General features: G+C 68.8%; 12 protein-coding genes. 5 read left to right on the top strand and 7 right to left on the bottom strand.

Features of this window, described 5'->3' with window-relative positions; translation table 11 throughout:
• Positions 1-50 precede the first annotated feature (50 nt).
• The gene (locus tag DEI93_RS02760; RefSeq protein WP_111011288.1) at positions 51-614 is read right to left on the bottom strand and encodes a DUF3040 domain-containing protein; all 564 of its coding nucleotides are present in this window, start codon (positions 612-614) and stop codon (positions 51-53) included.
• A 174-nt stretch (positions 615-788) separates the two neighbouring features.
• Here DEI93_RS02760 and DEI93_RS02755 point away from each other — a divergent pair, with 174 nt between their 5' ends.
• Positions 789-1,520 carry an SOS response-associated peptidase gene (locus tag DEI93_RS02755; protein ID WP_111012291.1) on the top strand — a complete coding sequence of 244 codons (732 nt, stop codon included), beginning with the start codon at positions 789-791 and terminating at the stop codon, positions 1,518-1,520.
• Between the two features lie 7 nt (positions 1,521-1,527).
• Here DEI93_RS02755 and DEI93_RS02750 read toward each other — a convergent pair whose 3' ends face one another.
• Positions 1,528-1,677: a hypothetical protein gene (locus DEI93_RS02750; RefSeq protein WP_181435049.1), complete on the bottom strand. Its 150-nt coding sequence runs from the start codon at positions 1,675-1,677 to the stop codon at positions 1,528-1,530.
• 117 nt (positions 1,678-1,794) lie between these two features.
• On the opposite strand from DEI93_RS02750, the gene DEI93_RS02745 reads away from it, so the two are divergent.
• The gene (locus tag DEI93_RS02745) at positions 1,795-2,691 is read left to right on the top strand and encodes a VanZ family protein (protein WP_111119741.1); all 897 of its coding nucleotides are present in this window, start codon (positions 1,795-1,797) and stop codon (positions 2,689-2,691) included.
• A gap of 108 nt (positions 2,692-2,799) precedes the next feature.
• Here DEI93_RS02745 and DEI93_RS02740 read toward each other — a convergent pair whose 3' ends face one another.
• The 5 genes from DEI93_RS02740 to DEI93_RS02720 all read right to left on the bottom strand — a co-directional run bounded on the left by DEI93_RS02740 (position 2,800) and on the right by DEI93_RS02720 (position 8,523).
• Entirely contained in the window at positions 2,800-3,351 is a 552-nt protein-coding gene (locus tag DEI93_RS02740; protein ID WP_111011291.1) for a sortase, read from the bottom strand.
• A gap of 74 nt (positions 3,352-3,425) precedes the next feature.
• A complete protein-coding gene (locus DEI93_RS02735; RefSeq protein WP_146244403.1) occupies positions 3,426-5,192 on the bottom strand; it encodes a DUF4012 domain-containing protein in 1,767 nt (588 codons plus the stop codon).
• A gap of 34 nt (positions 5,193-5,226) precedes the next feature.
• Complete coding sequence (locus tag DEI93_RS02730) at positions 5,227-6,225, bottom strand: GDP-L-fucose synthase family protein (RefSeq protein WP_111119739.1); 999 nt, start codon at positions 6,223-6,225, stop codon at positions 5,227-5,229.
• A complete protein-coding gene (gene gmd, locus DEI93_RS02725) occupies positions 6,222-7,256 on the bottom strand; it encodes a GDP-mannose 4,6-dehydratase (RefSeq protein WP_111011294.1) in 1,035 nt (344 codons plus the stop codon). Before gmd ends, DEI93_RS02730 begins: the two co-directional genes overlap by 4 nt.
• Positions 7,257-7,281: 25 nt before the next feature.
• Positions 7,282-8,523 carry a glycosyltransferase family 4 protein gene (locus DEI93_RS02720; RefSeq protein WP_258372233.1) on the bottom strand — a complete coding sequence of 414 codons (1,242 nt, stop codon included), beginning with the start codon at positions 8,521-8,523 and terminating at the stop codon, positions 7,282-7,284.
• Between the two features lie 149 nt (positions 8,524-8,672).
• On the opposite strand from DEI93_RS02720, the gene DEI93_RS02715 reads away from it, so the two are divergent.
• The 3 genes from DEI93_RS02715 to DEI93_RS02705 all read left to right on the top strand — a co-directional run bounded on the left by DEI93_RS02715 (position 8,673) and on the right by DEI93_RS02705 (position 12,712).
• Positions 8,673-9,821, top strand: coding sequence for a glycosyltransferase family 4 protein (locus tag DEI93_RS02715; RefSeq protein ID WP_181436031.1), 1,149 nt, complete (start codon positions 8,673-8,675; stop codon positions 9,819-9,821).
• A 120-nt stretch (positions 9,822-9,941) separates the two neighbouring features.
• Positions 9,942-10,505, top strand: coding sequence for an LbetaH domain-containing protein (locus DEI93_RS02710; protein ID WP_258372232.1), 564 nt, complete (start codon positions 9,942-9,944; stop codon positions 10,503-10,505).
• The gene (locus tag DEI93_RS02705) at positions 10,502-12,712 is read left to right on the top strand and encodes a glycosyltransferase (RefSeq protein ID WP_111119736.1); all 2,211 of its coding nucleotides are present in this window, start codon (positions 10,502-10,504) and stop codon (positions 12,710-12,712) included. The genes DEI93_RS02710 and DEI93_RS02705 overlap by 4 nt, the downstream gene beginning before the upstream one ends.
• The last annotated feature ends 27 nt before the right edge of the window (positions 12,713-12,739 follow it).

Below are 12,739 nucleotides of genomic sequence, written 5' to 3'. Positions count from 1 at the left end.
GCGCGCTCCGGGTGCCGCGGGGACACGACCGGGAGGCCCGACCCGGCGACTCAGCGTCGGCGTCGGCCCTCGGCTGATCCGTGGGACGGCTCCCGGTCCTCCCGGCTGTCGCGGCGGAGCACGAGCGACAGGGCCGCACCGAGCAGTCCGGCGACGATGAGCACGATCGGCACGGAGATCGGTGCGTGCGTCGGCGCCGCGATGACGAGCAGCACCAGCCCGAGCACGACGAACCCGATGGAGGCGATGAGCACGTTCCGGCGCGTCGCACGACGGGCATTGGCGCGGTTCGGTGCGGCGAGCAGGTCGGGATCGTGGAGGACACCGCCGTCGCCCGGCCGCGCCACCGACACGGCGGATGCCTGCGCGGTCCGAGGGGTGGGGGAAGCGAGGAGCCCGGCGATCGACGGACCGCTCGGGGCGAGTTCGGCGTCGAGGTCGTCGTCGTCTTCCTCGGGCACGGGGACGACGAGCGCGGCCTCGCCGGCGTGGCCGGCCTCGGCGCGCTCGGATTCCTCGCGGATGGCGATGGCGCGCTCGGCCTCGGCCGCCTGCTCCGCCTCGTCGAGGTGGTGCGCGGAGGGACGACGGACGTCGGGGTGTTCGTTGGTCACGAGGCGGGTACCTCTCGAGATCGTGGACGGCACGTCGGGGTCCGCGCCGGTACCAGCACATCAGGAACGTGCCGGATGCGCGAGCATATGACACCGATCTGGTAGCGCGCTGCCCTTGTCCGGTGAGCGCGCCCAGACTCGAGCACACCGGCTGCGCTCGGGCACACTGATCGCATGTGTGGCCGATTCGTCGTCTCCGACACCACCGCTGACCTGTTGCCCGAGCTCGTGGGTGAGCTCGCGTCCCGCACCGAGCACGTCGACGAGGACACGGGCGTCGTCAGCACCGGACTCGTCGAGAACTACAACATCGCCCCGACGGACGACGTGCAGGCGGTCCGGCAGTTCCGCGGCGAGCGGGCGATGCCCGACGTGCACTGGGGGTTCGTGCCGTCGTGGGCCAAGGACTTCCGGAAGCAGCGGCCCCAGCCGATCAACGCCCGGATCGAGACCGTCGCGACCTCGGGCATGTTCCGCAGGGCGTTCGCGGGCAACCGCTGCATCGTCCCGGCGCAGGGGTACTACGAGTGGGTCCTGACCGAGACCGGCAAGGAGCCCCACTACATCCACCAGCCCGACGGCGCCCTGGCGATGGCCGGCGTCGTGAGCGCCTGGCCGGACCCGACCAAGCCCGAGGGCGACCCGGACAAGTGGCGCCTGTCGATGGCGATCATCACCCGCGACGCCCACGTCGCCCCCGGCGAGGTCCACGACCGCATGCCCGCGTTCCTGACCCCGGACAGCTACGACGCCTGGCTCGACGACACGCTGTCGCCCGACCAGCTCCTGGCGCTGCTCGACCGCGAATCGCACGAGGTCGCGCACGACCTGGTGCAGTACGAGGTCTCCCGCGCGGTGAACAGCGTGCGGAACGCCGGGCCGCAGCTCATCGAGCCGGTCGCGTAGCCCACCGTCAGCGGGTGAGCGCCACCACCACGAGCACCACGACCACCACCGCGAGCGCGGCGACGAGCACCCACTGCCACCAGCGGAACTTGGCGCGGCCGTTCGAGCCGCGCGGGCGGATGGGTGAGCTGGGTCGTGAGCGCGGTCTGGCGGACATGCGCGAACCCTAGGCGCGGTGCATGTGCGCACGCCGATCCAGGGAGACGGAACGGTTCAGGCCGCGGTGGGGGCGCCTCCAGGATCGGCCGTCGGCCGCCCGGTAGCGTTGCTCGGCATGACAGCACGACGCCCGTTCGTGGTGGGGGCCGCCGCCGTGCTCCTGGTCGTGTACGTGCTCGCCAGTGGCGCGTTCGTGCTCATCGGCGGTGCCGCGCGGCAGCGGCTCGAAGCCGACGCGGTCCGCGTCCTGCTCGCCGTGCAGTCGGTCGGGCACGGGACGCTCCAGCTCGACCGCGGGTTCGTCGCCGCGATGGCCGTGTCGCTCGTCGTGGCGCCGCTGCCGATCGCCGCCCGGGTGCTCCTGCCCCGCCTGGGTGCCCGCGCCGCGTGGGCCCTGGCCGCCGTGGTCGTCCTGCTCGTCGTGCTGCTGGGTGCCGCGTTCCGGTTGCCGTCCGGCACCCACGCGATCTCCGTGGCGCTGGGCTGCGTCGTCGGCCTGGCGTTCGGGGTCCTCGTGGACCTGGCGGCGCGGTCGCTCGCCGCCCTGCGCGGCCACGAGACCGAGGGGCCCACGGGTCGGAGCCGGTGGATCGCCCTCGCCCTGATGGTCCTGTACGTCGTGGCCGTCATGCTCATCGCGTTCCACGGCTCCCCCGTCGACGCCGGCAGTGACGGGTTCCTGTTCCGGGTGCTCGACTGGTCACACCGGCACGGCACACCGCAGTGGATCGGCTACGCCGCCGTCGAGTTCACGGCGAACATCGTGTACTTCGTGCCGCTCGGGATCCTCGTCGCCCTGCTCATCGGCGTCCGGCGCTGGTGGCTCCCGGTGGCCATCGGGTTCGTGGCGAGTGCGTTCATCGAGGTCGTGCAGTCGGTGCTCCTGCCCGAGCGGACCGGCTCCGTCGACGACGTCCTGTCGAACACGGCCGGGGCGTTGCTCGGGACCCTGGTGGGCATCGTCGTCCTGGCACGGCTACGGCGGCGGGCGGGCGTGCGGCAGCTCGGCTGAACCACCGGGCGCGCGCCTCCGCCTGCGTTCGACGGCGTCGGTCCACCGTCCCCGAACGACGAAGCCCCCGAGCCAGCAGGCTCGGGGGCTTCGGTGTGGTGCTGGGTGTCAGACGTTCTTGCGCTGACGACGCGTGGCCGCCGTGACGCCGACGAGCGCGCCACCGAGGACGACCGCGCCACCGGCGCTCCAGACCAGGAGGGTCGGGACGGTCGAACCCGTGAAGGCGAGGCCGGTGCTGGTCGCGGTGACCGTGGCGCCCGTGCCCGTGGCGGCCGCCGGAACGACGGTGAGGGCCGTGGTCGCGATGTTGCCGGACGTGACACCGGTCGCGGTGACCTCGTAGGTGCCCGAGGCACCGCGGGGCAGCGTGATCGGCGCGTTGAGCGAACCAGTCGCGGACGCCTGGCGGACCGCGGTGACGGTCTGCGTCGGCAGCGCGCCGATCGTGACGGCACCGGCACCCGTGACGGAGATGGTGACGTTCTCCGAGTCGGCGAAGGAGCCCGGCGCGAAGTTGATGATGGTCGTACCACCGGCGACGACAGAGCCCGACACACTGACGTTGCTGGCGGGCACGTAGCCCTCGGCGTTGGCGGCCATCGGAGCGGCCATGACGGCTGCGCCGGCGAGCACCAGCGCCGCGATTGTCTTCTTCATGAATGATCCCCTAGTTCGAACGCGACGGCGGCCTGACCTCTCGCAGGACGCTCGATTAGCGAAGTTCCATCAAACTATCGGCTTTCACAGGTGACGTCCACGGGTCGTGTAACAGTTTGGTGAACGCCCGGGGTCGATTCCGCCGCGACCGTGTGGCCCGCTGCCGCCTTCGGCCCGAGGAACTGCACCGTCAGCGTGGTGCTTTGCCCTGGTGAGAGCAGAGTTGGGATCTGCACGACCGGGTACCTGCCGTCGAGCGCAGTCTGGGGGCTGGCCGCCTTGCCGTCCTGTGACGCGCTCAGGAACACCCCCGTTCTGGGGGCGTAGATCGCGACGTTCGTTCCGACGTTGCCCGGCGACACGCCGAAGTCCCCACCACCGGTCACATACCGGGGAAGGCTCGTGGCGGCGTCCGCTGGCGCCGTGTTCTTCAGGGTGACCTGCACGGTCCAGGTCGGGCGACCATCGGCGCGGCAGACCTTGCTCCCCACGGCGATCTGCTTCGTGAGGTAGTAGTCCATCTTCGCGCCGGTGGCGTCGTTGAGGTAGACGCCGAAGCGAGCGTTGGCCTGCGTCGACACAGGAAGGCCCCCGGCTGCGCTCGTGCCGACGATCCTGCGCTGCTCGGTCCCACGCGAACTCCACACCATGATGCGACGCTCTGCTGCTCCTCTCGACAGCGCAGTCACCAGTTTGGCGGGATCTGCGGAGCCAGAGGTCACGGCGTTGAACACCGAGCTGGCAGCGGACGCGAAGAACGCGTCCTGCATCGCGGGGTCCGAGTAGCGCGCATACACCTGACTCAGCAGGACGGCGACCGCGTTGTCCGACGTGAGCGTGTCACCAGTTGCGAGCTTCACTGGGCCCGTTGCGTTCAAGAGGTAGCCCAACGTGACCGGGTCGATGGACACGACACCGTCGACCTTCTGCCCGAACCGCTGCTGCCAGAACGCTGAGGCGAGTTTCGCGGTGGTCGCGAAGCGGGGCGTGAGCGTGGTGTCGAGCATGTACTGCCCGGTGATGGCGCCGTACAGCCCTTGTGTTTCGGTCGTCAACGGCAGGACCGGCTGGTCCACTCGCGGGAAGCTCGCACCTGACGCCTGTTGCGTCAGCGAGATCTTGCCGTCGTCCGCGTGGAGCAGCACGACGGACCCGGCGATGCCTCCACCGGCACGCAGCTCCGCGTTGTTCTCGACGAGGAGCAGGTAGTTCCGCGCCCCGTCGGTCCCGAGCATCGACGGCGCCAGGTCGATCACCCGTCGCGCGACGTCCGCCTCGTGGTCGACAGGAGCGAGGGTGTTGACGAGCTGATCGACGCGTTTGTCGACTACGGACAGCGTGTCCGTCGTGTCGATCGCACGAGCCTCCTCGAGCGCTCGGTGCAGATTCACCGCCGCGCGGTCGACACTCGGCCGCGCCGACGCGATCGCCGCAACGTCGATCCGCCCGTCCTTCGGCCGGAACGCAGTCGTGTTCACCTTGCCGAGAGCCCTGATCGCGGGACGGACGGAACCGTCCGCGACGGTTGCGACAACATTCGATATCTGCCGAACCGCACGCAGGTCCGGCCCCACCAACGGAACGACTTCGGCCGTTCGCCAGATCGGGTCCGACGTCAGCGACCTGGCGCCGTCTGCCCGGTCCTGGAACTCGCCCGCCGTGCGGCGCGCACCGTCGCTGTTGGCGTCGGCGATCTGCGCTCGGAGCGTTGCGACGTGTGTGACCGACGACTGCAGGTCCCGCACGGCGAGCAAGCCACGGATACCGACCCAAGCGACGACGAAGACGATCACCGCCACCACCGTGAGGACGATCCACGTCACGACTCGCCGGCGCGTCATCGACCGAGCTTCGACCGTGCTGTCCGTCACGTGATCACTCCCGCAGGTTCGACTCGTTCTCGCGGAACCACTCAACAGTCGTCCGGAGACCGTCCTCGAGCGAGATCTGGGCGGTCCACCCGGCGTCGCGGAGCTTCGAAACGTCGAGCAGTTTCTGCGGGGTCCCGTCCGGCTTCGTCGTGTCCCACTCGGTGTCCCCCTCGTAGCCGACGACGCGTGCGATCGTGTCGGCGATCTCACGAATGGTGACGTCCGCCCCGGTGCCGACGTTGACCTGCTCGGGACCGTCGTAGTGCTCCATGAGGTGGAGCACGGCGGCGGCCATGTCGTCCACGTGCAGGAACTCTCGACGGGGGGAACCAGTCCCCCAGTTGGTGACCGACCGACTGCCGCTCCGAGCTGCTTCCTCGTATCGGCGGATGAGCGCGGGCAACACATGCGAGCCGGCCGGCGAGAAGTTGTCGCCGGGTCCGTAGAGATTCGTCGGCATGGCGGAGATCCACGGGAGTCCGTACTGTCGTCGAACGGCCTGCACCTGCATGATGCCCGCGATCTTCGCGATCGCATACGCGTCGTTCGTCGGCTCGAGGTAGCCGGTGAGCAATGCGTCCTCGGTGATGGGCTGCGGCGCGTACTTCGGGTAGATGCAGGAGGAACCGAGGAAGGCCAGGCGTTCCACACCGACCTCACGGGCCGCGTCCATCACGTTGACTTGGATCTGAAGATTCTCGCTCAGGAAGTCGACGGGGTAGGTGTTGTTCGCCATGATCCCACCGACCTTCGCCGCGGCGAGTACGACGTACCTCGGTTCGGTGCTCCGGAAGAAATCGAACACCGCCGACCGGTCACGCAGATCGAGCTCCCCCGACGAGCGCCCGACCAGCGCGGTGAAACCCTGACCCTCGAGCTGTCGCCACACCGCGGAGCCCACCAAACCCCGGTGCCCGGCGACGTAGAACGTGCTGTCGCGGTCGAGTGCTTCAGGCGAGAATTCGACCTCGTCGTGCGCGCCCGTCGCCGCGGTCTTCGTCACTTCGCCGTCCCCCAACTCTCCAGCCGGACGGAGTCGATCCACGGCCGCCCGGCGCACTCCAGCGCTTCGATGTCCGCATCCACCATGATCCGCGCGAGCTGCGCCGTGTCGACGGTCGCCTCCCACCCCAGCTTCGCCTTGGCTTTCGAGGCGTCACCCACCAGGGCATCGACTTCGGAGGGACGCAGGTACCGTTCGTCGAACCGGACGTGCTCCTCCCAGTCGAGGCCAGCGTGTTCGAACGCAGTGACCAGGAAGTCGCGGACCGTGAAGTTCCCACCGGTGGCCAGCACGTAGTCGTCGGGCTCGTCCGCCTGCAGCATCCGCCACATGCCCTCGACGTACTCCGCGGCGTATCCCCAGTCTCGCACCGCGTCCAGGTTCCCCAGGTACACGTGCTCCTGCCGACCGGCCTTGATGGCGGCGACGGCACGGGTGATCTTGCGGGTCACGAAGGTCTCTCCTCGTCGGGGCGACTCGTGGTTGAAGAGGATCCCGTTCACCGCGTACATCCCGTACGCCTCGCGGTAGTTGCGGGTCACCCAGTAGCTGTAGACCTTGGCGGCACCGTACGGGGACCGCGGCCAGAACGGTGTCTCCTCGTTCTGCGGCGGTGGTGTCGCTCCGAACATCTCCGACGAGGAAGCCTGGTAGAAGCGCGTGTGGATGCCCGACATCCGCACGGCCTCGAGCATGCGCATCGAACCCACGCCGGTCGTGTCGCCGGTGTGCTCCGGCTCGTCGAACGAGACGCGGACGTGCGACTGCGCGGCGAGGTTGTACACCTCGTCGGGCCGCAACTCGCCGAGCAGACTGACGAGCCGAGCGCCGTCACTCAGATCCCCGTAGTGCAGGAACAGTCGGGCCGACGGGTCATGCGGATCGACGTAGAGGTGGTCGATTCGCGACGTGTTGAACGTCGATGCTCGACGAATCAACCCGTGCACCTCATACCCCTTCCGGAGCAGCAACTCCGCGAGATACGACCCGTCCTGCCCGGTGATGCCAGTGATGAAGGCGCGTTTGGTCACTCGTTCCCCTGTCGATCAGCGCGTCCTACGGACGTCGGCGTTGGTGCACGACGTCCGCGAGGAGTCGCGCATAGCTTTGCATGGCACCGTCGACGGACAGGTGCGTGTGGCGGTACTCGCGCCCGGCAGCACCGAGTTCCGCACGACGACGAGGGTCGCGTCCGAGTGCTACGGCCGCCTCGAGGAGCGCGGCCGGGTCACCTGCCCGGACGACGACACCGCCGCCAGACGCGCGGACCTCGCTCTCGGTCACCCCGCCCGGGTCGCTCGCGGCGAGCACGGGCAGACCGGCCGCGAAGTACGAGGTCAGCTTGCTGGGCACGGCCATCCCGCCGACGCCCGGCTTCTCGTTGACCAGGAGGACATCTGCGCTCTCCATGGTCTGACGGAACTCGCGGTCGGGCAGCGGTGCGATGAACTGGACGTGGGTAGCGTCGCCGCCCTGCCGCTCGAGCTCGGCGCGCTGGTTGCCGTCGCCCAGGAGCACGAAGCGCACTGCGCTCCCGGAACGCTCGGCGAGCTTCGCCGCCTCGATCACGTTCCCGAGCCCCTGCTTCACGCCCATGTTGCCGACGTGCAGGACGACGACCTCGTCCTCGCCCCACCCGAGGGACCGGCGCACCGCGGCGCGGTCCGTGTTCACGCCCGGCTGCAGGTGCGTCCAGTTTCGGACGACGTCGACGCGCCCCTCCGGCACGGACAAGGAGCGCACCACGTGCTCGCGGAATCGGTCGTGGATGACGACCACGCGATCAGAGTGCCGCAGCACCCAGGACTCGACCGCGGCGAGGACCCGCGTGACCGTTCCACTGCCCCCGTCACCCAGCTCCTGCAGGCCCAGCGCGTACAGGTCCTGTACCCAGGTGACGACCGGTCGCCGCGCGAGCCGAGCGCGCAGGAGCGCGACCACTGAAGCGAAGAGCGCCGGCGAGACGAGGACGACGACGTCGGGTCGACCCCACCGTCGGGCCGCCGCGCGCACGCCGAAGGACAGTTCAGACAGGAACCGCTGCACGCCGATCGGGCTCCTGGGCAACAGGTGGCGGACCCGGTCGACGCGGACGCCCTCGAGGGACTCCCGCCGGTGGAGCGGCACACCCGCTGAGTCGAAGCGCCAGGCCGGGTAGTGGGGGAACGCCGTTATCACCCGGACGCGGTGCCCGCGCGACGCGAGCCCCTCAGCGAGGCCGGCTGTGTACGGCGCGATGCCCGTCATCTCCGGCGCGTAGTTGACACCGACGACGAGCACGGCGATGCGATGGGGCACCTCAGGAACATAACAGTTGCTCACGCTGAAGCCCGTGATGAGGAGGTCTCCGTCCAACAAATGCCGGTTCCGGGCAACCGAGTCGGGGATCGGGAGCCCCGAGGTACGGTCGAACCCGGAGTCGGTCGCGACGGATGGGGGGTCTTCTCGTGGCGAAGATCGTGATTGTTCAGCCCTACGTTGCCCGCTATCGAGCACCCCTCTTCACGGAACTCGCAGGTCGACTGACCGCCGCAGGGCACGACCTCGTCATCGCAACGGGTGCGCCGACCGGAGCGCAGCGGCACCGCCGTGACGCCTTCCGTCTGTCGGACGTCCAGCACGATCAACGTGCCACACGGTCGTTCGACCTCGGTCCCCTCGTCGTCCGGACGGTCGGCAGTCGCGGCTCATGGCGCGACGCCGACGTCGTCGTCGTCGAGCTCGCCGCTGGTTCCATCGATTCGATGGCGGCGCTCCTCTCCCGTTCGTCACGAGCAGTCGGCGTGTGGGGGCACGTGGGCGGTTACGTCAAGGTGGACAGCACCGCGACGACGCGAGTCAAACGGTGGCAGGTGCAGAAAGCAGACCGCGTCCTCGCCTACAGCGACAGCGGTGCCGCGACAGCCGTGGCGTGGGGAGCCAAAGCAGAGCGCGTCACGGCACTGCAGAACACGGTGGACACGGCGGCGCTCCGCACACAGGTCCTGGCCGAACGTGGAACGTCCCCGGAGGAGATCCGAAGCCAACTGGGCCTCCGGCCTCGCTCCGCGGTGTTCGCCTACCTCGGTGGTCTCGACGCCGTCAAGCGGGTCGACCTGTTGGCGGACACCCTCGACGTCCTGCACCACTGCGGCGCCGACATCGAGTTGGTCATCGGCGGGCACGGCGACGAGGAGCACCTCCTGCGGAGTGCGCTGGAGCGCGGCCAGGTCCGCCTCCTGGGGTACGCGGACGACCACATGAAGGCCCGCATCGCACGCGTCGCATCAGCGCTCGTGAACCCCGGCCGCGTGGGCCTGTTGGCCGTGGAGAGCATGGCACTCGGGCTGCCGATCATCACCACGACAGGCGCTCGGCACGCGCCGGAGTTCGAGTACCTCGCGCCGGGCGTGGACAGTTCGCTCGTCGCGCCGACGGGATCGGCGATCGCGGACGAGGTCATGCGGTTCGCGCAGGAACCCGAGTACGCGAAGCGACTCGCCAGCGCGATAGACGCTCGCAGCGGAGACTTCCCGCTCGAAACGATGGTGGATCGGATGACCGCTTCGATCCTGGCACTCGTCGAGGACAGCAGGGTCGGACGTCGGCGGAACTGACGCCTCTGCATAAGATGTGGACCAGGGGCGTCGTCGCGCCTGTGTACCGCTTCCGCAACAGCTGCGACCGGGGGGATCTGCGTGGGGAGAACACGGCGAGCCGACAGGACGGCGATCCCGGTGATCCGCCTCGCAGATGCGCCGGGCGAGCGTACCTCCTGGGACCGACCGCGCTCGATGGTCTACCTCTGGGGGATCGCGGAGCTCTTGTTCGTGACCAACCCCTGGCAGGTCAGTTCCGCGATCAGGGTCCGCGTGCTGCGCGTGTTCGGCGCGGAGATCGGCCGAGGGGTGGTGTTCCGACCACGCACGCGGGTCCGTTTCCCCTGGAAACTGCACATCGGCAACGACAGCTGGATCGGTGAGGGCGTCTGGTTCCACAACCAGGACCACATCCACATCGGGCACGACGTCGTCATCTCACAGGAGTCGTTCCTCACGACCGGAAGTCATGCGCATCGGCGCGACATGGCCCTCCTGACACGACCTATCACCGTGGAGCCTGGCGTCTGGATCACGTCGCGATGCATGGTGCTCGGCGGAAGCCACATCGGGCGCTCCGCGCTCGTTCGACCGATGTCACTCGTCGCCGGTCTCGTTCCGCCGAACGCCATCGTGGAGGGCAATCCGGCGCAGGTCGTCGGATCCCGTTTCCCGGCCGAGGACGAGGGCGGCCAGCTGTGAGGATCGTCCAGGTCGTCACGATGGTCGCATCGGACGGAGCGTTCGGCGGACCGGTGTCGGTCGCGATCGCGCAGTGCGCGGAACTCGCCCGGCAAGGACATTCTGTGACGCTCCTCGCCGGATGGGACGGGCACGCGCAGCTCCGGATCCCGGGCGTCCGGGTCGTCCTGGCCAGGACGAAGCGGGTGCCCGGCACCGGCTTCATCGGGACCTGGTCGCCGGCGGCTGTGCGATGGCTTCGGAAGCACCGCAGTGAGGTCGACCTCGTTCACGTGCATGCCGGTCGACACCTCCTCGACATGGACGTCGCGTTGGCGGCGAGCCACCTGGGTCTGCCATACGTCCTGCAGACGCACGGCATGGTGATGCCGAGCAGCAGCCCCATCGTCTGGGCCTTCGACCGGTGGCGCACGCGACGAGTCGTCGCTGGCGCGCGAGCGCTCCTCAGTCTGACGGTGGAAGAGGACGGCGGACTGGAGAGGCTGTTCCCGACCGCAAGTGTCCACAGGGTGAGGAACGGTGTCGCGGCGCCTCCACCCGGTCGACGCACCGCATCCACGGTGCCCGAGGTCCTCTTCCTTGCCCGACTGCACCCGCGGAAACGGGTCCTCGCCTTCGCGCGGATGGCCGACCTCCTGCATCGCCGAGGAATCGATGCGCACTTCACGGTGGTGGGTCCGGACGAGGGTGACCTCACGTCACTCCGAGCGTTCATCGCGGAACGACCGGAGCTCCCGTTGCAGTACGAGGGAGACGTACCTCCGGGCGACGGACCAAGGCGACTGTCCCAGGCAGCGGTGTATGTCCTTCCGAGCGTCGGGGAGGTCTTCCCGATGACGGTCCTTGAGGCGCTTGCCGCTGGGACACCGTCGGTCATCACGAACGAGTGCGGCATCGCTGGGGAACTGGCCGAGTACGACGCGGCGGTGGTCACGAGTCCGGAGCCAGGGGCGCTCGCAGACGGCGTGCTGTCGGTCCTGACCGATGCGGAACGGGCTGAGCAACTAACCGCAGCCGGTCGTGCAGCCATAGAAACCCGATACGGGATCGACGCGGTCGCCGCCGACCTGTCGCAGCTGTATGCCCGTGTCGCTCCAGGCCCGACGAAACCCTCGGTCATCTGGGTGACGAACAGCGCGCCGCCCTACCGGCTCCCAGTGTGGGAAGCCCTGTCCCGCGACACAGACCTCGAGGTCTGGCTCCTCGAGTCCGACGACCGGCTCCGGTCGGACTCGAACAACCGCGGTGACGATTGGGCGGTCGGTCGAGGGTCTCGCAACTACCGGATCCGGTTCTTGGACACCGCCGTGGTGAAACGAGGTGAGGCGCGACACTACGTCTGCGGTTGGTTGTCGGCGCGACACTTCGCGGGGAGGGACGCCATCCTCATCGGCGGATGGGACTCGCCCGCCTACTGGGTCGCCGCCTGGTGCGCGGGTCGCGCTGGTCTGCGCCGTGTGGGCTTCTACGAATCCACGCTCCTGTCGCAACGGTTCGCACGGGGGCCGATCGCATGGGCTCGTCGACGCTTCTACCGCATGATGGACGCCGTGGTCGTTCCTGGTGTGGCTGCACGCGATGCCCTCCTGCATGAGGGAGTCGACCCGCGCCGCATCGTGGTCGGGTTCAACGCCGTCGATGTCGAGACCATCCACGAGGAAGCCAACCGTGTCCGCGCTGCCCTCCCTCCGCCTGAGGGTCCGCAGCACCTGCGGGCGCTCGTTGTCGGACAGCTCATCGACCGCAAGAACGTCGCCGCGGCTATCGGAGCCATCGTTGCCCCCGAGCTCGAACATGTGACGCTGACCATCGTCGGGGGCGGAAAAGCCGAGAGAGACCTCCGGGATCAAGTCAAACGGCTCGGTCTGAACGATCGGGTTCGCTTCGCCGGCTACGTTCCCGGCACCGAGCTCCCCAGCCTTCTCGCCACGCACGATCTCCTCCTGCACCCGGCACTCGAGGAGGTTTGGGGACTAGTGGTCAACGAAGCGCTCGCGGCGGGACTTCCAGTCATCGTGAGCAATCGTGCCGGGGTCGCCCCCTCGATCGAGGACATGGTCGGTGTGAGGATCATCCGACCTACCGAAGAAGCAATCCGGAAGGCGCTTGTGGAAGCACGCCCGACCGTGGTCGATCGTCCTCCGATCCTCATGGAGACGCCAGAGCGCTTCGCTGCGGTCTTTCGATCGGCGCTCCTGTCCGACTGACCCCAACGAGCCAGCCCGCACAAGACT

The organism is Curtobacterium sp. MCBD17_035 (assembly GCF_003234815.2).
Lineage (GTDB): Bacteria > Actinomycetota > Actinomycetes > Actinomycetales > Microbacteriaceae > Curtobacterium.
Note: the sequence above shows the minus strand (reverse complement) of the source record. Positions and strands in the feature narration are given on the sequence as shown.